At 38.5% G+C, this 23,246-nt stretch carries 20 protein-coding genes; 18 read left to right on the top strand and 2 right to left on the bottom strand.

Features of this window, described 5'->3' with window-relative positions:
- The first annotated feature begins 80 nt into the window (after positions 1–80).
- From ileS to A3M5_RS0109815, 4 genes are all read left to right on the top strand, one after another.
- The gene (ileS, locus tag A3M5_RS0109830) at positions 81–3,167 is read left to right on the top strand and encodes an isoleucine--tRNA ligase (protein ID WP_155894698.1); all 3,087 of its coding nucleotides are present in this window, start codon (positions 81–83) and stop codon (positions 3,165–3,167) included.
- A gap of 265 nt (positions 3,168–3,432) precedes the next feature.
- Positions 3,433–4,239, top strand: a complete 807-nt coding sequence (locus A3M5_RS0109825; RefSeq protein WP_018393596.1) for an ABC transporter permease — start codon at positions 3,433–3,435, stop codon at positions 4,237–4,239.
- Positions 4,240–4,243: 4 nt separating this feature from the next.
- Positions 4,244–5,023, top strand: coding sequence for an ABC transporter ATP-binding protein (locus A3M5_RS0109820; RefSeq protein ID WP_018393595.1), 780 nt, complete (start codon positions 4,244–4,246; stop codon positions 5,021–5,023).
- Between the two features lie 13 nt (positions 5,024–5,036).
- Positions 5,037–6,104: an ABC transporter substrate-binding protein gene (locus tag A3M5_RS0109815; protein ID WP_018393594.1), complete on the top strand. Its 1,068-nt coding sequence runs from the start codon at positions 5,037–5,039 to the stop codon at positions 6,102–6,104.
- Between the two features lie 147 nt (positions 6,105–6,251).
- Here A3M5_RS0109815 and A3M5_RS23760 read toward each other — a convergent pair whose 3' ends face one another.
- Complete coding sequence (locus A3M5_RS23760) at positions 6,252–7,004, bottom strand: HAD family hydrolase (RefSeq protein WP_018393593.1); 753 nt, start codon at positions 7,002–7,004, stop codon at positions 6,252–6,254.
- A 202-nt stretch (positions 7,005–7,206) separates the two neighbouring features.
- Here A3M5_RS23760 and yhfZ point away from each other — a divergent pair, with 202 nt between their 5' ends.
- From yhfZ to A3M5_RS0109760, 10 genes are all read left to right on the top strand, one after another.
- Positions 7,207–8,127: a GntR family transcriptional regulator YhfZ gene (yhfZ, locus tag A3M5_RS0109805; protein WP_018393592.1), complete on the top strand. Its 921-nt coding sequence runs from the start codon at positions 7,207–7,209 to the stop codon at positions 8,125–8,127.
- A gap of 190 nt (positions 8,128–8,317) precedes the next feature.
- A complete protein-coding gene (locus A3M5_RS0109800; RefSeq protein WP_018393591.1) occupies positions 8,318–8,683 on the top strand; it encodes a PRD domain-containing protein in 366 nt (121 codons plus the stop codon).
- Positions 8,683–9,051 carry a DUF2620 domain-containing protein gene (locus A3M5_RS0109795; RefSeq protein WP_018393590.1) on the top strand — a complete coding sequence of 123 codons (369 nt, stop codon included), beginning with the start codon at positions 8,683–8,685 and terminating at the stop codon, positions 9,049–9,051. Before A3M5_RS0109800 ends, A3M5_RS0109795 begins: the two co-directional genes overlap by 1 nt.
- A 22-nt stretch (positions 9,052–9,073) precedes the next feature.
- On the top strand, positions 9,074–10,576 hold the full coding sequence (locus tag A3M5_RS0109790) for a YhfT family protein (protein ID WP_018393589.1): 1,503 nt from the start codon (positions 9,074–9,076) through the stop codon (positions 10,574–10,576).
- A 48-nt stretch (positions 10,577–10,624) separates the two neighbouring features.
- Positions 10,625–11,539 (top strand): phosphotriesterase family protein, encoded by a 915-nt coding sequence (locus A3M5_RS0109785; RefSeq protein WP_018393588.1) that lies wholly within the window; start codon positions 10,625–10,627, stop codon positions 11,537–11,539.
- A 66-nt stretch (positions 11,540–11,605) separates the two neighbouring features.
- Entirely contained in the window at positions 11,606–12,721 is a 1,116-nt protein-coding gene (locus tag A3M5_RS0109780) for an aminotransferase class V-fold PLP-dependent enzyme (RefSeq protein WP_018393587.1), read from the top strand.
- 7 nt (positions 12,722–12,728) lie between these two features.
- Positions 12,729–13,892, top strand: a complete 1,164-nt coding sequence (locus A3M5_RS0109775; RefSeq protein ID WP_018393586.1) for a YhfX family PLP-dependent enzyme — start codon at positions 12,729–12,731, stop codon at positions 13,890–13,892.
- Positions 13,893–13,895: 3 nt separating this feature from the next.
- Positions 13,896–15,086 carry a phosphopentomutase gene (locus tag A3M5_RS0109770; protein WP_018393585.1) on the top strand — a complete coding sequence of 397 codons (1,191 nt, stop codon included), beginning with the start codon at positions 13,896–13,898 and terminating at the stop codon, positions 15,084–15,086.
- 47 nt (positions 15,087–15,133) lie between these two features.
- Positions 15,134–15,880, top strand: a complete 747-nt coding sequence (nagB, locus tag A3M5_RS0109765; protein ID WP_018393584.1) for a glucosamine-6-phosphate deaminase — start codon at positions 15,134–15,136, stop codon at positions 15,878–15,880.
- Between the two features lie 154 nt (positions 15,881–16,034).
- Entirely contained in the window at positions 16,035–16,853 is an 819-nt protein-coding gene (locus tag A3M5_RS0109760; RefSeq protein WP_018393583.1) for a histidinol-phosphatase, read from the top strand.
- A 406-nt stretch (positions 16,854–17,259) separates the two neighbouring features.
- Here the strand turns inward: A3M5_RS0109760 and A3M5_RS0109755 are convergent, their stop codons facing one another.
- Positions 17,260–17,949, bottom strand: a complete 690-nt coding sequence (locus A3M5_RS0109755; protein WP_026221662.1) for a transaldolase family protein — start codon at positions 17,947–17,949, stop codon at positions 17,260–17,262.
- 849 nt (positions 17,950–18,798) lie between these two features.
- On the opposite strand from A3M5_RS0109755, the gene A3M5_RS0109750 reads away from it, so the two are divergent.
- From A3M5_RS0109750 to A3M5_RS0109730, 4 genes are all read left to right on the top strand, one after another.
- On the top strand, positions 18,799–19,149 hold the full coding sequence (locus A3M5_RS0109750; protein WP_018393581.1) for a hypothetical protein: 351 nt from the start codon (positions 18,799–18,801) through the stop codon (positions 19,147–19,149).
- A gap of 686 nt (positions 19,150–19,835) precedes the next feature.
- Positions 19,836–20,198 (top strand): transcriptional activator HxlR, encoded by a 363-nt coding sequence (gene hxlR / locus A3M5_RS0109745; protein ID WP_018393580.1) that lies wholly within the window; start codon positions 19,836–19,838, stop codon positions 20,196–20,198.
- 607 nt (positions 20,199–20,805) lie between these two features.
- Entirely contained in the window at positions 20,806–21,144 is a 339-nt protein-coding gene (locus A3M5_RS0109735) for an S-layer homology domain-containing protein (protein ID WP_018393578.1), read from the top strand.
- 507 nt (positions 21,145–21,651) lie between these two features.
- A complete protein-coding gene (locus A3M5_RS0109730) occupies positions 21,652–23,169 on the top strand; it encodes a DHA2 family efflux MFS transporter permease subunit (RefSeq protein ID WP_018393577.1) in 1,518 nt (505 codons plus the stop codon).
- The last annotated feature ends 77 nt before the right edge of the window (positions 23,170–23,246 follow it).

Here is a 23,246-nt window from a genome sequence, read left to right as displayed (position 1 = left end):
GTTATCAAAGGTTATATAGCCATATATATAAACTCGATCCTACGTAGTTAGGGATCGAGTTTTTTTATTTTAAAAATGAGGTGGTCGAAGTGAAAGAAACTCCTTTACAAAGAGAACGAAGAATCAGAGAAGACTGGAAGAAAAATGATACTTTTCAAAAATCTATTTTGAGCAGAGAAGGTAATGAAACCTTTGTATTTTATGAGGGACCACCAACTGCCAACGGTATGCCGCATGCAGGTCATGCATTGGGCCGAACAATTAAAGATTTTGTTGCCAGATATAAAACAATGGCAGGATATCAAGTAATAAGAAAAGCTGGATGGGACACTCACGGTTTGCCTGTAGAACTAGGAGTGGAAAAACAATTACAAATCCGTGGCAAAGATGAAATTGAAAATTATGGTGTAGAGCGGTTCATTGAAAAATGTAAAGAGAGCGTTTTTGCTTATGAAAAAGAATGGAGACAATTTACCGATTCACTTGGCTATTGGGTAGACATGGGTAATCCTTACATCACTTTAGAGAATAGTTATATCGAGTCAGTCTGGAACATCCTTTCAACTATTCATCAAAAAGGCTTCTTATATAAAGGACATCGTGTCGTCCCTTACTGTCCAGATTGTGAAACATCACTCAGTTCCCATGAAGTTGCACAAGGATACAAAGATGTTACAGATTTATCGGTAACTGCAAAGTTTCGCGTAGTTGGATCAGAAAACGAGTATCTTTTGGGGTGGACAACAACCCCCTGGACACTCCCTGCTAATGTTGCAATTGCTGTAAATCCAGACATGAACTACGCCAAAGTGAAGAGAGACGCAGAGGTATTTATTGTTGCCGAAAGCCTGGTAGAGACTGTTATGGGAGAAAGTTATGAAATTGTTAGTGTCTTGAAGGGTAGGGACTTGGCGGGTATTTCCTATGAAGCACCTTTTGACTTTATTTCTGTTTCTAAAGGACATCAGGTTGTGGCTGCTGATTTTGTAACAGACACAAGTGGAACGGGTCTTGTTCATATAGCACCAGCATATGGAGAAGATGATTACCATGTAGTTAAAAATAATGAATTTGATTTTGTGAACGTTGTTGACAGCAAAGGCTGCTACAAAGAAAACGTAACACCTCTTGCGGGACGATTTGTAAAAGATTGCGATGTAGAAATTATCAAAATGCTGTCAAAAAGTAATTTGTTGTTTGAAAAACAAAAATACGAACATAGTTATCCTCACTGCTGGCGCTGTGATAGTCCTCTTATTTACTACGCAATGGAAAGTTGGTTCATTAAAACAACGGCAGTAAAGGAACGTATGCAATCAATAAATCAATCAGTTGAGTGGTTCCCTCACCATATAAAAGACGGAAGATTCGGGAAATTTTTAGATAACATGGTCGATTGGAATATCGGAAGGAATAGGTATTGGGGTACACCGTTAAATATTTGGCAGTGTAAAGAATGTGGAAATGAACTGGCTCCAAATTCAATCGAAGAGTTGCAGCGCCATGCCACTAGTGTTGTGCCAAACGATATTGAGTTGCACAAGCCATATGTAGACGAGGTGCACTTAAAATGTTCATGTGGATCGACTATGAAAAGGACAAGTGAAGTTATAGATGTTTGGTTCGATAGTGGTTCTATGCCTTTTGCACAATATCATTACCCTTTTGAGAACAAGGAATTATTTGATAAACAATTCCCTGCAGATGTTATTGCGGAGGGTGTGGACCAAACACGGGGTTGGTTTTATAGCTTACTTGCGGTATCAGCTCTGTTTACTGGGAAAACACCATATAAACGTGTACTCTCTTTAGGACATATTTTAGATGAAAATGGCCAAAAGATGTCTAAGAGTAAGGGCAATGCTCTTAACCCGGTAGATCTTATTGAAGAATTTGGTGCTGATGCGTTGCGATGGGCTTTGCTCGCTGATAGTGCACCCTGGAATAACAAACGTTTTTCTAAACAAATAGTCAGCCAGGCTAAATCTAAAATTATTGATACATTGCTAAACGTACATTCTTTTTATTCTATGTATGCCAAAATTGATCAATTTGATCCGAGTGTTGACCTTGGTGGAACTCGTTTAATCTTAGACAATTGGATTCTGTCCCGGTTGAATACCGTCACAGGAGAAGTAAGAAAGAGCCTAGATGCTTATGATTTTACAGGAGGTGCAAGAACTATTTCATCTTTTGTAGAAGAGCTAAGTAATTGGTATGTGAGAAGATCGAGACAGCGTTTCTGGAGTAGCGGTATGAGTGAAGATAAGAAGGCTGCCTTTAGTACACTTTATGAAGTACTTGTGAGGGTGTCTCAATTAATCGCACCTTACACACCATTCATTGCGGAAGACATCTATTCAGATTTAAAAAAATCAAGTGTTCATCTGTCAAATTATCCAAAACCTGACGACAAACTCATAAATAAAGAATTAGAAAAGGACATGAATGGCGTTTTACAGGTTGTTGAGCTAACAAGATCGGTAAGAAATACAGTTGGTATTAAGACCAAACAGCCTTTGGCGAATTTATACGTTCTATCATCTAAACAATCAGCCATCTCTAACTTAAATTCGTATGCGTCGATTATTAAAGATGAAACAAACGTCAAGCAAGTTCATTTTAGTGCTGATCATTCTAGGTTGTTACAATATAACCTTAAATTAAATTTTCCTGTTGCTGGACCAAAGCTTGGAAAAGTAGTTGGTGAAGTTCAAAAAAAGGTTAATAATTTCAGTAGAGAAGAAATTAATGCTTTGCTTGAAAATGGCCATGTTAAAATGACACTAAAAAATGGTCAACTAATTAAGCTTGATGAAGAAGATTTTATTGTACAAAAGATTGCAAAAGAAGGATTCAGTCATGCGGAGAGTGAATCATACCTTGTAATTCTTGAAACAATCCTAAATAAGGAACTAAAAGAAGAAGGGATGATTAGAGAAATAATAAGAGCTGTGCAAACTTATAGAAAAGAATTAAATCTACCGGTAGATTTAAGAATTAATTTATATATGAGTATAGCCCCTGAAATGCAGGAAATGCTCATGAGATATGACTCGCTATTGCGGAGTAATCTCATTCTAAATTCCATTTTTTTTAAGGAAGTTGCGGGCATGAAAAGTTTCAAAGTGGAAGGAGAAGGTTTAGGATTATTTATTGAAAAATAATTGTTTATGGAAGGGGCTGTCTCAAAAGTCTGTGAAAACTGATTTTTGAGACAGCTCTATTTTTGTGCATAATCTGGTGTTATGTTAACACTTAATGAATATACATGTATCGTATATTCGTTGTTTTTTGGTTTGAGGAGTTTTTATTAAACTTAGATACTATTTTAGATAGTTAGTTTATGATATGAGCTAACGATTGGCACCTTGTGTTTTGTGCACACATTTTCGAACACCTACATATTATTCTGATGAAGAGGTGGTGAAAATGAAGGATATAAAAAATCCAATCGAAACAGAAAAACAAGAATGGCGCAAACAACAAACAAAGCGAAGACTGAAGACATGGTTAACCATATTTTCTCCCATATGTCTTTTGCTTATTTGGCAATTTTTATCTCAAAGTGGACTGATTGACGCACGATTTTTCCCGCCACCCACCGCCATTATTTCTACATTTATTGAATTACTCACAAGTGGTGAATTGTTTCATCACATAAACATTTCCTTGTTTCGAATCTTCGCTGGTTTCTTACTAGGTGTCATTCCTGGGATCATCATCGGTTTGTGCATGGGCTTGTATGCACCTATTCGACATTTTATTTCTCCTCTTATTATGGCGTTAATGCCCATTCCCACACTTGCTTTATTACCGATTATTTTAATCATCTTTGGCATTGGTGAAATGTCGAAAGTCGTCACCATTGCGGGAAGTGTTTTTTTTCCCGTTGTGATCAATACAGTCGCGGGTGTCATCTCAATCGACTCCATTTACTTGGATGTGGCCAAAAACTACGGAGCCAGCAGGAAAGACTTCTTTTTGAAAATCGCTTTACCTGGCTCGCTTCCAGTCATGCTAGAAGGGATTCAGATGGGGCAGGCCATCGCCTTGCTGACAATAGTCGCAGCTGAAATGATGGGGGCAAGGTCAGGAATTGGTTATTTGATTTGGACGTCCTACAGTGCCTTTTTATTAAAAGAAATGTTTGTTGGATTGATTCTTATTTCGTTTTTTGGTTATATCTTTTCATTGTTATTACGGGGGCTGCAACGAAAACTAATACCATGGAGGTGACGACGTGAGCCCGAACCCCAAAATATCGATTCATGAATTGACGAAAGTGTTTTATAAAAAACAAAATAGCGTTACTGCGCTTGAGAATATTTCAATTGATATCGAAGAGGGAGAATTTGTTTGTCTCGTTGGACCGAGCGGTTGTGGAAAAACAACATTGCTTCGCATATTAGCTGGACTTGAAAACCAAAGTTCAGGTGATTTCAAAATTGAGAGAAGTAATGAAGATCGTCCGAACCAGTCTATGGTGTTTCAAGAACGAGGCGTTCTGCCGTGGTTAACGGTTGAAGAAAATGTAGCGTTCGGCCTGAAGATGCGTCATTTACCAAAAACGCATGTAAAAGAACGAACAAACTATTTTTTGAATAAAGTGGGACTAGCAAAATTCGCAAAAATGTACCCGAAAGAGCTGTCCGGTGGGATGAAGCAACGGGTCAGCATTGCAAGAGCATTTGCGAATGATCCTGAAATTTTGCTGATGGATGAACCATTTGGGGCGTTGGATGAGCAGAACCGATATATTTTGCAAGAAGAACTGTTATCCATTTGGTCTGAAACAAAGAAAACGGTGTTGTTCATTACGCATAGTATAGACGAAGCGTTGTATTTAAGTGATCGGGTATTACTCATGAGTGCACAACCTGGCAAAATCATTGATGAGGTGAAAATAGATTTGCCGCGGCCAAGAAAACTGGAAGACATGCGATCAAATCCAGTAATGTCTTCTAAATTTTTGGATATTTGGCAGCATTTGCAGGTGGAAGTACAAGGGTCAAGAATGTGAAGGGGGCGTATTAATGAAAAGGTGGTTAGGGATGTTAGGCGTTTTACTTTTACTGGCGGGGTGTGCGGAAGAGGGATCGATGAAGATCAATGACGACGTAAGTAAAGATAATCCGTCTGGCGATTTAGCACCTTTAAGTAAGGAGACGAAAGTTGTCATTGCGGAAGATGGTTCTGCGTCAGGCGCAGGTTTTTATATTGCCAATGAAAAAGGATATTTTGATGATTACAACATTGAAGTGGAGTTTGCGACATTTTCGAATAGTGATGATATGTTACCAGCCCTCGCATCCGGTGATGTGGATATTGCAGGCGGCATATCGTCCGCGTCATTTTTTAATGCTATTGCCCAAGGAATTGATGTGAAAATTATCGCCGATAAAGGGCACAATGAAAAAGGAAAATCGTATTTCACGTTTGTTATAGGTGCTGATAAACAAGGTGAAATAAAGGACTACAGTGATTTGAAAGGCAAAAAAATTGCCGTTTCCACTGAGCATGCTGTGGATGATTACATTTTCCATCAAATGCTTGAGCACGCAGGTCTGACGAAAGACGACGTTGAATTTGTGATTATGTCTGACTTTGGCAACATGATGGCAGCCATCGAAAATGGCTCGATTGATGCGGCGCTGCAAATTGAACCACTCATTACACAAGGTGTAGCAGAAGGCATTCACGTTCGTTTCGGTGATGCAACCGATTTCGCACCGGAAGCACAAATCGCGATGGTACTTGGATCACCGCAATTCATGAAAGACGAACAAGATGTGTCGTTACGCTTCATGGCCGCGTATTTAAAAGGGGTTCGTGATTATAACGATGCCTTCAAAAAAGGCGAAGGGAAAGACGACATTATCGACATCATGACACAATACACCGCTTTAAAAGATGCTGCCGTTTGGGAAGATGTATTTGTGACAGGGCTTGATCCAAATGGCAAGATGTTCATTGACGATATTCGCGATCAGTATGAAATGTATAAGAAAAATGGAGCCATTCGTGGGGAATTCAATTTTGACGAAGCGATTGATACGTCCATAACAGAAAAAGCAGCCAAGATTATTGGAGAATATGAATAATCATTAAAACGATAGCGTAAGAATAGTTGCGATTGTGCAACTATTCTTGCGCTATTATCGTGAAATAAACCATTATAAAAATGTTTTTCATATGATGTGAAGAATGATTAATAACATTGATTGCAAAGCCTATAAAAGGATTAGAAATTAATTATGTAAATTAAACACCTTTTGCAATGCTAAGAGAACACCATAATGATCATTATCCTCTGTTATCCAGTCAGCGCTCTTTTTTACAGAGTCGGGAGAATTCCCCATAGCGATACCTAAGCCAGCGGCCGTCAACATTTCTATATCATTTGTGCCGTTTCCAATTGTTACGACTTCGTCCGAGGCGATGCCCAAGTCATTGATTAGAGGCAATATACCGGTCCATTTTGAACCTGAAGGAAAAACTTCCAGCCGGTCGCCTTCATCAAAACTGGCTGCATCATTTATTTCTTCTTTCAGAACTGCGCGGTGTTCTTCATTGAGATATAGAGCCAGACGATGAGCATCGCAATTAGTATCTAGGACATTGGATGGTTTGGCTTTCGGGAGCAAGTATTCAACTCCAACCGGAGGATGATTAGAACGAGCAGAACGATCAGAAAAATGGACATACGTTCCATTGAATTCATTTGTTTTTTCACAAAGAGAAAAGGCTAAATCAGCAGGTATTTTCGTGTCATGAATAATGGTATTATTCGAGATTACGTAGGCCCCGTTATAAACAACGTAATACGAGCATCCAAATTTTTCTCCATATATGATGGATCCATCCAATGATCGTCCGGACGCTAAGCATACTAAAACATTTCTTTGTTGCAACTCTTGAATTGCCTGAATGAGCTTTTCCTCAAATTCATCGTTAGAGTTTAAGATGGTTCCATCGATATCAAGAAATACGATACGATACATTAGAAATCCCTCCATTTTGTACAGGTGTGCAAAGAGGCAGAAACCTGTTTCTTTAATATGATATACAATATACAGATTTTTGTATATAGAATAACTTGTTAAAATTTTTTTTAAAAAAGTTGTTGTAAACGCTTTTTTTATGGTGTAGAATTCAAACTAGAAAATACAAAAAATCGTATAATGATCTGGTTGGTGAAATGTAATGTGGGAAAACTTCTATTCAAAGCAAGGTCTTATCCTGCAAAAAATAGCAGAAGAGTTGTTATTCATAGAGATAAATGAACGATTGCCGAAAGTCAGTGATTTTTCGGAAAAGTTTGCGGTTGGCAGAGGCACTATACAGTCTGCCCTAAAGATTTTAGAAAATGAAAAATGTATTAAACTTGAAGCGCGAGGACATCTAGGTACTTTTTTAAGGTTTAAAGACATTGCCAGCTTATTGAAGTTCTCCGGAGCGAATCAAATACTAGCAGTAATGCCGCTGCCTTATTCTAAAAAGTATGAAGGTCTTGCAACCGGATTCACTTCGGTATTGGAAGGTTTGGGGCTCTCACTTAATATTGCGTTTATGCGTGGCTCAAAGCCCCGTCTTGAAGCAGTGCGAGAAGGCAGATATGACTTTGCTTTAATGTCGAAGTTTTCTGCGATCGAAGACTTGAATGGTGAAACAGATTGCCATATTGCATTAGGGTTTGGCGAAAATACTTATGTATCAGAACACGCTGTCATCTTTTCTGATCCGAAAAAGAAAAAGCTGGCTAACGGAATGAAAATCGGGATTGACAGTTTATCTACTGACCAAAAGATCTTAACGCATGCAGAAGCAAGTGGACTGGATATTCAATATTTGGAGTTTAACTATATGCACTTACTTCAGCATTTAAAAGCAAATACGATTGATGCCATGATCTGGAATATAGATGAGATCGATTCGGCTTCTCTAAACATTCAGCCACTTTCGTCCCCGCTTGCTATAGAGTATGAGAAGCAAATGAATGAAGCGGTGTGTGTAATTAGAAGCGATAATCGAAAAATGGATTACATCGTTAACCTACTTTCTCGGAATAAAATAGTGGAAATTCAAACTAGCGTAGTGAAAGGTGAAGTTATTCCTAAATACTAATTTTTTTTCGAACTAAAATACAAAAAACTGTATATTGATTATTTTTCATTTAAGGAGGTGATGAAATTCAACTGATTAAGCCAGTTATAAACCGTAAACAATAAAAATCAGTGCTTGCAATAATTAAACACTTTTTGTCATTACTGATATTTATAATAAAAATCACGCTGGATTGGAAGGGGAAACGAAAATGGATGTAAGTTTAAATGAAAGACTTGATTTGTTGCATGATACAAATCAAATAAGTGAGGATATTTACAATCGGTTACCGGCTATTTTTGAAAAGGTCGAGGAGTATTTGGGAGTAAATCTGAAAGAGGAAAATGCAGGCTCCTTTGCAAGCCACTTGTCGGTTGCTTTACAAAGAATCTCTGAACATAAACCAGCAGTGGACATTTCAAGCGAACTCGAAAACGTTATTCAAACGAACCGTGATTATTATCAATTTGCGAAAGATTTGCTGAGAGATAATAGTCAAACAGGTGCAGATATTGGTGCTGAAGCGGCATTTATTACATTATACTTCTGTTTATTAACAGGAAAGGAGAATGCGTAATGTTAAGAATCGTAGTTGGAGGACTTAAGAAAGATGTTATTGAAAGAAGCGCAAAAGCTGCAGGTGGAGATCAAGTAGAGGTTACGATTACTTCGGATTTTGAAGGCGCTAAAAAAGTAAAAGCTGGAGAGGCTGATTATTATTTAGGTGCTTGTAACAGCGGTGGAGGGGCAGCCCTTTCTGTAGCAATCGGTATTTTGGGATATGGGAATTGCTCCACTGTTGCAAAAGCAGGCGGAAAGCCTAATGCACAGACAATTGAAAAGCTAGTTCAAGAAGGGAAAATTGCCTTCGGTGTAGCCGTTGAAAGTATTGAAGAAGCTGTACCGCTGATCGTTAACAACTTGCTCAAAAAACATGGTCTTTAATTTTTAATAGGGGGGCGGTACTATGAGTATTTTACAAAATGTATCATTTATGGAAATCTCTGTTATTATGCTGCTTACAGCATTAACAGCAGTGGCAGCTCATTTAGGAAAGGCGGTATTTCATGATGGAATCCGCCCGATTCTTCCTGAGTATTTAGAAGGCAGAATGAAGCGTTCTGAGCTTGCTTCGATTTCATTTGGCTTAAGTATTGGATTTATCGTTTCTGTAGGCCTTTCCTTTGCGGTGTCCTTTGAGTTGTTAAATCCATGGCTGCTCTTTCTTCCTACGGATATTTTAGGCGTTATGGCCACTAGATGGTGGATAGCAGCTGCACTTGGCGGAGCATGGGGTCTAGTTGCCCTCTTTGGACTTACAGGTGTACAAGCAGCCTTTACTTTATTGCCAATTGATTTACTCGGTGCTCTAGGTGAACTTTCAACGCCAGTGCTTGTTGCTTTTACAGCGTTCCCAATTATTGCGATTTTATATCAATTCGGTTGGGTTAAGGCATCGATATCGGGGCTTATTGCCTTGGTTGTTCGCCAGCTACTTCCAGTTGTAGGTGGCGTCTATACCGATAAAGCCGAAATGAACGTGGAGCAAGCCAGTCAATTAACGGGTATTTCATTTGCAAAAGATGCTGAATTTGCAGAAAAGATTGATGCATTAAAAGCGGGAGCTGGGCAAAACCAGCAAGTACTCGATTTGATATCACAAGCTGCAAATAATTACTCATTAGGTACGACCATTTCCAGTTTTACAATGCAAGTCGCTGTTTTAATGTTAATCGGCATGATTCTCTTAGTCAGTTTTGCTATTATAAAAGATCTTAAAAATAAAGGTGATATTGTTATTAACAGTGAAGAAGAGAACATTTTTGATGCCCGTACAAAAAGAATTTATAAAGGGATTCCTCTTTTAGCAGGAATCGGGGCGCTTCTGGCAATGGCGGCTAATCTCGGGTTGATGACTGGTTCCGAGGTTTCAGGTCCAATCCTTCAACAAGCATGGGATGCCACAGGTCAAGAGCAAAGAGAGCTTTTACAGAGCGCTGCGATTGCAGATATTATCCGGGGGATTAGCTTTATCCCATTAATCGTTACAACGGCTATTGCCACAGGTGTTTATGGGGTTGTAGGTCTAACATTTGTTTTCCCTATTGGCTATTTATTACCAAACCCAGTCCTAGCAGGAATCGTTGGAGCTGTTTGGATTTGTTTAGAAATTGTTGCTTTGCGCGGAATTGGACGTTTTCTGCAACGATATCCATCATTACGGGAATCATCCGATAATATTCGTTCATCGATGAATTCCATGATAGAGCTAGCATTGTTTATCGGTGGAGCATTTGCTGCAATGAAGATGGCACCGGATGCAGTAGGATTGTCACTGACCATTTACATTCTTCTATACGCTGCAAATGAAGGTCTTGGACGTCCGATTATGAAGCTGGCAGCAGGTCCAGTTGCCATTATCTTAACAGGAATTATTCTTAACCTGTTATATGTTCTTCACCTAGTTTAAATCAATTGAAAGATAAGTTTATCGCTTTTCTTTTAGGAGGAATTTAGCATGAAAGTTCATTCCGTTACAGGAGAAATAGATCCACAGCATATCAAAAATACGATGATTCATGAGCATCTCGTCTTTGATCTATCGGGTGTCAGACAAGAAGAGGATAAAGATTCTACTCTTGTTGATTCTCCAGAACTTGATCAAGAAATCGAGAAACTTAAAAACTCTGGAAGCAATACGATTGTCGAAGTTTCTAATATTGGCATGGGACGGAACGCACAGTCTTTGTATGAGATTGCCAAAAAGCATGATCTGATTATTGTTGCGTCGACTGGATTTTACAAAGAATCCGTTTATCCCTCCTTTGTGTTTGAAAAATCGGTGGAAGAACTTGCAGACATTATGATTCAAGACATTTTAGAAGGAATGGATCAAACAGCTATTAAAGCGGGCTTGATCGCGGAAATTGGCAGTAGTTATAAAGAAATTACGGAAACGGAAAGAAAAGTTTTCCATGCATCCATCATGGCTCATCAAAAGACAGGAGCTCCGATCAGTACACATTGTGAGATTGGAACAATGGGCAAAGAGCAGCTTGCTATTTTTCAGGAGAAGGATGTACAGATGAACCGTGTATCTTTTGGACATCAGGATTTAAATGAAGATATAGAAGAACAACTTCTTCTTTTGCAAAGCGGTGCCTATATCCAGTTTGATACGATTGGCAAAAACAGCTATCGAAAAGACACGGACCGCCTTCGCAATTTAATTGAATTACTCGATCAAGGATATGAAGATCAGATTATGCTTTCCTGTGATATTACGCGGAAATCTCACTTGAAAAGCTACGGAGGACATGGATACAATCATCTTTTTGAGTACTTTATCCCTGCCCTTAAAGAAAATGGAGTATCGAATATAACAATTGATAAACTACTTATTCATAATCCGCGTGCGTTCTTAGCTTATTAATACTTTATCTCTAGTTGAACACAGAAAGTCAAATAACTCGTTTTGAGTCAGAAAAAGGGGCAGCGTATGAAGAATAAATACGAACAATCTGTATTGGAAAATATGACGTTAGAGGAAGCAAAAGGTCTACAATTCCGGTTGTTGGATGAAGTGACTAGAGAGTTCTCAAATAATGAATTTTTTCAGATTGGTGATGTAGGGATTCAGCCAGAACATCATCGCCCAATAATAACGGCACGCGTTGAAAAAGTACTTGCCCGGACATTTAAAGCAGAGGCTTGTGCATTAGTGAGAGGGAGTGGGACCGGAGCAATCCGGGTCATTCTCAGCGCGCTGCTTGAAGCGGGAGATCAATGTATCACTCATACTGCCCCTATGTATACAACGACAAAAGAGACATTCCGTTTGATGGGGTTAAAGCAAAACCGAGTTAATTTTAATGACAAAGAAGCGCTCCTGCATGCTCTGGAACAAGATAAAGATTCGAAGGCTTTCTATATACAGCATTCTCGTCAACAGCCAGGGGATGTTTACGATTTAAATAGAGTTATTTCGCTCATTAAAGAAAGACGCCCTGATTTACCAGTTGTAGTAGATGACAATTATTGTGCAATGAAAATGAAAGAAATCGGAACCGATTTTGGAGCGGATTTTTCAACTTTTTCGGGATTCAAGTTGCTTGGACCAGAAGGAATCGGCATCATTTTAGGCAGAAAAGAAACCCTCGCCCGAATTCACGAGCGAAACTATTCTGGCGGTGGACAAGTCCAGGGTTTTGAAGCGCATGAACTGCTTCGAAGCCTGGCTTTTGCACCGGTTATGATCGCTGTGCAAAATGAACAAGTCGAAGAACTGGCTCTTCGTTTAAATAATGGAGAGGTTCAAGGAATAAAAGAAGCATACATCACAAACTCACAATCTAAAAACGTGATTGTAGAATTTGAACAGCCGATTGCATCAAGAGTAATTGAAACAGCTTCTAAATATGGAGCAGCCACTTATCCGGTTGGTGCTGAATCACGTTATGAATTAGTACCGATGATTTATCGAGTATCTGCGAGCTTTTTGGAAAGCGAACCTGAATTACGACAACATGGGGTCCGGGTAAATCCAATGAAATCTTCTGCAACCACGGTGATTCGAATTTTACGCAATGTAATAGAAGAAATATCAAGGGAGTGACCAGCCCATGTTTTTAAATATGACGCTGAAACGAAATGAAGGACTAGTAAAAGCAGCCGTGAAACTTCATCAAAATGGGGAAATTCCGGCAAACACTTATGTCATTGACGCAGACTCACTTGAGCATAATGTGAAGCAGCTGAGTAAAACAGCAAAAGAGCATGATTTTAATTTGTATTATATGACGAAACAAATTGGCAGAAGCGGTTTTGTCGGTCAGTTGATCGAACAAAATGGAATTGAACGTGCTGTGGCGGTTGATATTGACGAAGCATTTGAGCTAAAAAAAGAACAATGCCATATCGGGAATATCGGTCATATTGTTCAGCCGGGCAAGTCACAATGGGAAGAAGTATTAACGAAAATTCAGCCGGAAGTTGTCACTCTGTTTTCTGTTGAAAGAGGGCAGCAGTTATCTGATGCGGCAGAGAAATTAGGACTGAAACAAGATGTCATTCTCCGAGTAATCAGATCGACGGATATGGTATACCCAGGTCAATTTGGAGGGTTTTTGTTAGATCAGCTTGAAAGATCTTTGGATGAACTTCTCATACTAAAAGGAATTAATGTGATTGGCATTACGAGTTTTCCAGCTGTTCAAATAAACGAGCAAAAAGATGATTTTATTTTCACATCTAATATGGAAACATTAAAGATGGCACGCAAAATTCTTGAAAATAAAGGAATTAACGTTACACATGTGAACGCTCCAAGTGCAACAAGTTGTTATACGATTTCGATGCTGAAAGAGGCTGGGGTGACTCATGGGGAGCCAGGTCATGCGTTAACAGGAACAACGCCATTACATGCATTTAATGAAGATTTACCAGAAATTCCAAGCATTGTTTACGTATCAGAAATTTCTCACATGGACGAAGCAAACGCCTATACAATAGCGGGTGGATTTTATCCGCGTTCAAATGTAGAAAACGCATTATACGGAGCCAATACAACTGATATTGTGAAACAGCGAACAAAGGTGCATGAAGCATCACCTGAAAATATTGATTATTACGGCTCCTTAGTGCGGGAAAACAACATGAATGTTGGCGATTCTGTTATTTATGCATTTCGAACTCAAATCTTTGTCACGAGAGCACATGTAGCATTCGTAAGAAATGTGAATTCTCAAAAACCAGAGGTTATTTATTTTCAAAGAAGAGGGATGTAAGAAATGAAAAGAATGACATTGCTTGTTTTAGATGGATTTGGTGTAGGTGCTATGGATGATTGTAAAGAAGTAAAGCCTGAAGACGTGACGGCCCATACGTATAAGCATATAAGAGAAACAATCGATCTGAAAATCCCTACTTTATACGATCTAGGCTTAGGCAAGATCGTAGACGATGCGGGTACGCCGAAAGCGGCCTATGGCAAGAGCAACCTGGCACATCCCGGGGCAGATACATTTATGGGACATCAGGAATTAATGGGAAGCAAACCTGGTGTTCCTAACAAACGTTTAATGAAGGATGTAGGGCATCAAATCAAGGCAGCGTTAGAAACTAAAGGATATGATGTGCGTCGTCCCATTGACGGGGCAACGCTCTTACTTGTCAATGAGGCTGTTGTGATCGGAGACAACCTTGAATCACAGGTGGGAAATATTATTAATGTTGTAGGCGATTTAAACCAGTTAACTTTTGAAGAACTGACGAAAATCGGGAAAATTGTGAGAGAAAATGTAGATACAAGCAGGGTAATTGTTTTTGGAAATGAAAAGACGAATATTGAGACGATTTTATCTGTTGTAAAAGAGAAAAATTCTGGTCAGCAATGGGGAGTCGATAGTCCAAAAGCAAATGTGTATGGAGAAGGGTACCAAGTTCTTCATTTAGGATATGGGATTGATTTCGAAAAGCAATTTGCCTATATGGCAGAATTAAATGAAATCCCTGTATATCGGATTGGGAAAACCGCGGATGTTATCCATGCGCGTGGTGCTAAGTTTCCGATTGTAAACACAAAGGATGTGCTGGAGACGTATCGAGAGCTTTACGATAAAAGTGAAGAGAATGCTGTTTTCCTTGTAAACGTTCAAGAAACAGACTTGGCGGGGCACAAGGAAGACAGTGAATGGTACAAGGAAGTTTTAGAGGAATCGGATCGATTTTTGGCTTCGTTTCTCCCAGAATTAAGCGATCAGGATATCTTAATTATCACGGCCGATCATGGCAACGATCCAACGATTGGACACTCTAATCATACAAGAGAGCAAACCCCGATTTTAATTGTAGGACCAACGATTAAACAGGTTTCAATTGGTACTAGAAAGACGATGGCCGATATCGCAGCCACAATGGCTGAATACGCAGGTATCGAAAGTCCGGAATTCGGCAATAGTTTTTTAAAGGAAATTATGTAAGATAAATTTGGTTTGAAACATGTCTTTTAACGAGAGGAATGAGATGAATGAGACTTGTTAATGTTAAAAGTCATGAAGAAATGAGTACTTTTGCGGCCGGACGTATTCTGGAAAAAGTGAAGTCCGGTTCAAGCGTATCGCTTGGTTTGGCAACAGGCGAGACACCCGTGCGGACGTATGAATTATTAATCGAAGACTATAAAAAAAATCACACGTCTTATCAACACGTGAATTCTTACAATTTAGACGAATACGCAGGCATTGCGCCAGATCATCCAAATAGTTACCATTACTTCATGCATGAAAATTTGTTCAATCATATTAATATACCGAAAGAAAATATTCATATTCCAAATGGGCGTGCTGATCATATTGAAAAAGAAGCGAAACGCTACGAATCCATCATTGATGAAATTGGCGGCGTTGATTTGCAGCTATTGGGGATAGGTGAAAACGGTCATATTGGCTTTAATGAACCGGGTACACTTTTCGACACGGTCACCCATATAGTGGAATTGACTGAATCCACACGCCAGGCAAATGCCCGCTATTTTAATGAATCCTCTGAAGTCCCGACTCATGCAATAACAATGGGTATTGCCACCATTTTAAAAAGCAAAGAAATCATGCTTCTTGCATCGGGTAAACAAAAAGCAGAGGCGATTTATCAAATGTTCACAGGAGAAATTAGTGTGAATTGTCCCGCTTCTGTATTACAGAATCATCCAAATGTTATCATAGTAGCAGATGAAGAAGCGACTTCCAAGTTAGAAAAGAAGTTAAATTTTAGTTGATTAGAGTTTACTGCATATAAGAAAAGAGCCCGAATTAAAAATCGGGTTTTTTCTTATATGCTTTGAGACGAATTCTATAATTACATAAGTTGGATTCATCCTTATTGCATATGCTACAATTTGTAAAAATGATATGAAAGAGGTGCTGAGAAAAATGAAGCCCGATTTGAAATTTGATTTCCATACCCATCACGACCGCTGTGGACATGCCGCGGGAAATATACGGGAGTACATAGAAGCTGCTATTGATTATGGACTGGATATGATCGGGATTTCCGATCATTCACCTTATTTCTTTAGTGAAGAGGATCATCTGTATCCGGGTATTGCCATGGCTAAAACTCAATTTTCGGAATATGTATCAGAAGTTTTGCAGTTGAAAAAGGAGTATAGCGGGAAAATTGATGTTCTATTAGGTGTAGAATCCGATTTCTTTCCCGAACATGCAGATTTATATCGCCAGCAGTATGATTTGTACCCGTTTGATTACATTATCGGTTCGGTACATGTTGTAGATGGCGTTAATATTTTTAAAAGAGGCCGCTGGGAAGGCTTGTCGGATAAAGAAAAACGGCAAACGAAAGAAAATTATTATTACTTAATAGAGGAATCTGCCCGGAGTGGATTGTTCCAAATTTTAGGTCATATTGATGCGATGAAAGGTTTTTATCCTTCCTTTTCGGCCATTCAAACGGAGGCGATTGACAAGACATTAAAAGTTATTGCAGAATATGATCTAGCGATAGAAGTGAATACGTCGGGGAAGACAAAGGACTGCGGTGGATGGTATCCGGCAGATGAGATCCTCGAGCGGGCACTGCATTATGGCGTAAAAGCCACATTTGGATCGGATGCTCACACGCCAGACCGTGTAGGTGATGATTTTGAGTTGGTGAGACAACGACTTAAAGAAATTGGATATAAAGAGTGGGCCTATTTCAAGAGTAAAAAAAGATTTCTTACAACATTATAAAAGGGTGCCAAATGAGAAGAAGTCAAATTAACTGCGATTGGCTCCGAAAATAATAAAGGCCGGATACATCATTCTTTTTTCGCGTCTGTCTTTGCCTGAGTGCATGTTCTACATACCTTGAGCATTAAGAATAGATCTAAAAAAGGCACGGCTCGCGTTATTGGGCAGTGCCTTTGTAAACATTTTCCGGTTTTAGTATTCTCTCATGTAGACGCCTCAAACATTATTAGAAAGTTCTTGAGCAGCAAAGATGATATCTTTATTTCCTTTCAAATGAAAAAAAGGGATATCCCTATTACAGGAAGTCCCTTTTCTCATTATTTATTAGACTAAAGTTGAAACATTGAAACTCGCTCTTTTTTGCCATGAAGGAAGGAATCCAAAATAGTATGGTTAGGACTGCCTATCACATTTTTACTTTATCGGTATTGACAACACTCTTCTCGCCATATGCTTTTTGCCAATCGTCACTGAAGGATTGAACATTTGCTTCCGTTGCCGGGTGTGTTAGAAAACCTTTGATAATATCGGGTGCAGCTGTCACACCGTGCGCTCCATCTAGACAAACGTTATGCACTTGTTGAACATTTTTAAAACTGGCAGCCAGTACTTGGCAGTTATAGTGATGCTTCTCTAATAGTTGTGTAATCTCTTTCACTACGTTGACACCGTTTCCTGTAAGGTTATCGATTCGATTCACGTACGGTGCTACATAAGAAGCGCCTGCTTTTGCTGCTACATATGCTTGTAAAGGCGTATAGACAGTCGTCCCTAGTGTGCGTATTCCTATCTCTTTTAACGTTTTAATCGCCTTTATCCCTTCATTCGTAACAGGTATTTTAACGACCACATTACCTGGTACGGTCTCGCGTATATACTTCGCCTCTTTAATTATGTCTTCTGCCTTAAACGTAAGTGTTTGGACGAATAATTCTCTTTCATTTCCGATCACTTCGCTAATTTCCTTAAGCAATGGCAAAAAATCCGTTTTTTCTTTTACAATGATACTCGGATTTGTCGTCACTCCGTCAATTGGATAATAGTCAATGAGTTCTCTAATCTCTTCTACATTCGCTGAATCAATAACTAATAACATATGGATAACTTCCTTTCCTTGTGACTTCATTTAATAGAATTCTCCAAACAAACGCCGATCCCTTTCTTTTGACGACATATGCACTTAACAACTGAAAGATGAATAAAGTAAAGCAGTAATCTTTTTTCAACAAAATCAAGAATGAGGTGAGAGAAGATGTCATCCTATTTCTCTAATGTCCTTCAATATGTTATATTAAGATATTTCTTCTTTAACAATCGGGCGAAATTGTGAAGTAACGAAAGCCCAATTTCTCATAATAGCATTGAGAGATTGGGCTGTTAATATTCGGCTAACCCCTTATGTTGTAAATAATAGGCATATTCCTGGCTGTACCCCATGCCCATCAAGCTAAGTTAGAACCATACCCCAAAAACGAAAAAACGCTATGCTTATCGTAAGAAGTTTACGAGAAAGGATGGTGTTTTTTGATGAATGATGTCATTTCAGGTACTCTAGACTATTTAAGCCCGATTGAATACAACCGGTCGTCCCTTAAAAGAGTTGTCTGATTAAGTATTGACAATTCAATAACATGGGTTAATACGTTCTGATCAAAGAAGTTCGGGGATACTAGAAATATTTCGCTATACGGCCCTTAAAAGCCTCCTAGATTTATTTTGGGAATGTTTAAATATTCATGAGAGTTTTTTAAGAAAGCTTAAGAGAATTGGAAAAATGAAAGCGTTTCCAGTTATGGCTCTTATTAATCATTGCTTTAAAAAGACTTAATGGGATAATGATAATAGGGGACTACTCATAGTGGTAGACAAGTCCTTATTTTAATCGGTACAGCTAAATAAAGAAATGTCAGGTGACATAGAATAAATACAGGAAGGAGTAAGTCGCATGTTGAGAAATGGAGATTGGGTTATTGCTCAGATCGATAATTATCAGGTGATCGGTTTTATTGAGATTATTTCTGTGGCGCGCAATGAGGTGTTTATCACAAAAGTAGCAAATTACGTTGAAGGTGTGATGCACTCGATGAAACCAACACCGAAACTATTTACCATAGATCGCGTTGAAAAACTCAATTTAACACTTGAAAAAGAGGATTGGGATTGTTTGATTGATCTGGCCATTCAGACCGGTGACGAGAGATGGTTCGATCAACTGGCTGAAAGAATGTTACTTGATGTACAAGAAAAAACAAAAATACCGTCAACTCCCTCTGACATCAAGCTTAACGGCTTTTGAAGTGGGAGCTTGTAAACAGTCATCTAGTACAAAATTCGTCGTGTCAGAATAGTCCTTCCATTTTATGTGTGTCCAAAATATCCAAACAAATAGAATAGATTAGCAAGAAACCATCGACTGTTTAATAAGAAAGTACCTAAAAGCTAAAAGAGAGATTGAAGCAATCCTTAATGAACGATCCTTTGAGGATTTATTTAAACCTGCCAAACCAGTTAAAACTGTTTACGTAAAAGGAGCAAAACCACACAACAAAAGACGCAAAAAAATAATGGGAAATCAGCATTAACCAAAGTGAAATAATCTAAAACCCAATCACGATTTTGTTTATTGGTAATTTTAATATAGAAATAGCTCTCAACACGGTTGGGGGTTATTTTTTTATTCAAACTTTTGATCAAACTATTTGTAGACCGGTGTCCGTGAAACTATACTAACTCCCATTTACTATTTTCGGAAAATTGGGATTTGTGTAAAAGAACAGACTTGGATATAATATACTTAGTTGAGAGATAATTAATAGTAGGGGACAAGAAATGAATACATGTAGTCGTTTCCTTCCCGAACTTTATTGTAAAAATCGATAAAATCCTTTTGAGTCTAAAGTGGGATCTCACTGCCCGTTCATGCAGGAAAAGTATGCGCTTTTTTAGATAATATGGAAAAATACACGAACGGAGGACAAAATGATGATTCATTTACAAGACAAAACATTTAACTGTGAAAAAGAACTTACTCTTTCTATGTTTAGTGGGAAATGGAAAATGCGTATCTTGTGGCATTTAGGGAAAGATGGAATGAAGCGTTTTGGCGAACTAAAAGCGTTAATTCCAGGAATTACTCAACGAATGCTAGTGAGTCAATTACGAGAACTGGAAGAAGATCATCTTGTCCATCGTGAAGTTTATCCAGTTGTTCCGCCTAAAGTAGAGTATTCACTAACTGAAAAAGGAGAAAGTTTATTGCCTATTCTAGAACAAATGGATGAATGGGGAAAAAACTATATGGAAATCCATGCAATGAGTGAATTGCGGAGTAATGGAACTCGATAATGGAGAGATATTATTCGAATTAAAACGCAAAGGTTTAGTTAAGAGGACAAATAGTAGGAAAGACGGTAGAGTTAAAAAATTAGTTTGACCGATAAGGGTAAACAGTTAGAGGAAAGCCTATGAAGCATTAAAGAAGAAGTGAAAGCACAATTAGCACAGTACATAACCGAGAACCAACTTACTCTACTTATAGAATATTTAAAGTTAGTTAGAAAAACTTAGTGGATTATCTAATCATGTAGCAAGTATGAAGTTGCTAATATTAACAAATATCTGAAATAATTAAAATAAAATGACGGTGTCAGTCCCCAATACAGTAAAAAATGGGGGACTGACACCGTTTTATTAATAATTAATTTTTGTCGTGTCTTTCGGGATCTAGTGCGGATCGAACAAAATGGAAAAATACATTGCCAATTAGTGCAAGAATAAGAAGAAAACCTATCGTGATCGTCCATAAATAAGCCAAGAAAACCCCTCCTTTTTTGATGTATATGCATGCCGATAAACAAAATTTCCGTTTGAGCATGTATTTCAACAGGTCAATTTCATCTTGAATGTACATAAGGTAGTAAAGCATTTGTCATTTTAAAAAGGAGGGGACAAGATGTGTGGGAGAAAACGAAGCTGCACTGATCCTCATAAGAAACGACCGAATATCCTCATCTTAATGGTTGATCAGGAAATGCTTAAAGTCTTTAAAACCCTTCAACAATCGAGTTCCTATAAAAATACAATGCAATTAGATGGAGGACGGACAAGCACCGTTTTCACGGATGTAAAAGCAGCACATGGAGCGAGCGGATATATTCAATCTGCTTTTGAAAGCGGCATTATTCAAGGTTTTCCTGATGGATCTTTTAAACCGAATGAAAAAGTGATACGTGGACAAATGGCGATTTTTTTGTCGAGAGCATTTGACTTAACAGAAGAATCACCTATATAAAAGTGAAGACCAGCTGCATACGCAGCTGGTTTTTTAGTTTTAAAAATAAACAGCGTTTGAAGAAGAGTTAGGCCACGGTCTTTAAAAAGACGCTGTGGACTGAAATTTATTCTGAACAGCGGGACACAATAGAAGAAACAAGTTAAAAAGTAGCCATTGCTCAACAGGAGCAGAGGTTATTCACAATAGGATTTCTTACTTTCCATGTTCCTTTAAAGATTTCGCTTTGGTCCAATCTATTTCGAATGGACGTGGATTGAAAACCTTTATCAATAAATAATTGATGAGCCGTTTTTAGCCCAAACTAGTTTCCTGACGTTCATATTTCCGCTTTTTTGTTTATACTCTCTGTACAAATATTCATAATACTCATTTATAAAGTATATATAAACTCAATTATTAAAGGGATATTTTTATATTGTAATATTTGAACTGCTAGTATATTATAGTCTATACATGAAATATAAGTACAAAAAAATGAACTGTAAGTTTATAGGGGGAACTATAATGGATCACGCTATAAAAAAGACTGATCGTCCACCGTATGGGCTAATCGCTGTACTGATGATCGGAGCTTTTATTAGTTTTTTAAACAATACGTTACTAAATATCGCACTGCCGTCGATTATGAAGGACTTAAATGTAGGCCCATCGACTGTGCAGTGGCTAACGACAGGATTTATGTTAGTAAATGGGATTTTGATACCTACTACGGCTTTCTTAATTCAAAAATTTTCTGTTCGCCGTTTATTCTTAGTAGCTATGGGTTTATTTACACTCGGGACCATTCTTGCTGGTTTTGCCCATGCATTCCCTCTTCTATTAACGGGCCGGATGGTTCAAGCCTCTGGTTCGGCCATTATGATGCCATTGTTAATGAATGTCATGTTAACGAGCTTTCCTGTGGAAAAAAGGGGAGCTGCCATGGGTGTTTTCGGTTTCGTTTTAATGGGTGCACCAGCGATTGGTCCGACTTTATCGGGCTGGATCATTGAACATTATGACTGGAGAATGCTTTTCCACTTTGTCACGCCAATTGCAGCTGTTATTGTTTTGATTGGCTTTTTTGTACTTAAAGATAAAAAGGATAAAGTGGATATCCGCCTGGATTTATTTTCGCTTCTGCTATCAAGCGTAGGCTTTGGCGGATTGCTATATGGATTTAGTTCTGCTGGTAGTAAAGGCTGGGATAGCCCCCAAGTCTATGGGACGATTATTGTTGGAGCTCTTTCATTAGTTTCGTTTATTTTACGTCAATATAAATTAGACAGACCAATGCTTGAATTCAGGATCTTTCGGTACCCGATGTTTGCCTTATCATCGGTCATTTCTATGGTTCTTATGATGGCCATGTTTTCTGCTATGCTGCTGCTGCCTATTTATGTTCAAACCATACGGGGAATATCTCCAATAGATGCAGGGTTAATGATGTTGCCAGGGGCGATTTTGATGGCCGTCATGTCACCAATTACAGGGAAATTATTTGATAAGTATGGAGGACGTGTATTAGCGGTCATTGGCTTAATCATTACAACGGTCACGACTTATTATTTCAGTAAATTAACTCTTGATACTTCCTATACACATTTAATGATTTTATATTCTGTACGGATGTTTGGGATATCGATGGTGATGATGCCGGTTTCGACGAATGGCTTAAATCAATTGCCCAGACGCTTTTATCCACATGGTACGGCTATGAACAATACGTTACAGCAAGTATCAGGCGCCATTGGTACGGCGTTGTTAGTTACAATCATGTCCACTCGTACGGAAACACATGCGACTGAAATGGCTGCAAGTGCTACGGGAAATGTGGCAGGGCAGCCAACAGCTGAAATGCAACAACAAATGGCCATGAAAGCCATGTTAGAAGGAATTAATGATGCTTTCTTAGTGGCTACTTTTATTGCAGGTGTAGCACTTGTTCTTGCTTTTTTTATTAAACGAGCAAAACAAGCAGAAGATACACTAGAGGGAAAACCGTCTAGTGGAAAGATTAAAACAAAATTGGTGGATAATTAAACGTTGATACCTGTTGTTAATTTCTGTTAAAGTATTTGACTCCATTCGTAAAGCATTTTCTAAAACAAAAAGAGAGG

Origin of the sequence: Bacillus sp. 37MA, from assembly GCF_000372765.1 — a bacterium.
Lineage (GTDB): Bacteria > Bacillota > Bacilli > Bacillales > Domibacillaceae > Domibacillus > Domibacillus aminovorans.
The sequence above is the reverse complement of the archived record's forward strand: the minus strand, read 5'-3'. Positions and strand labels throughout refer to the sequence as shown.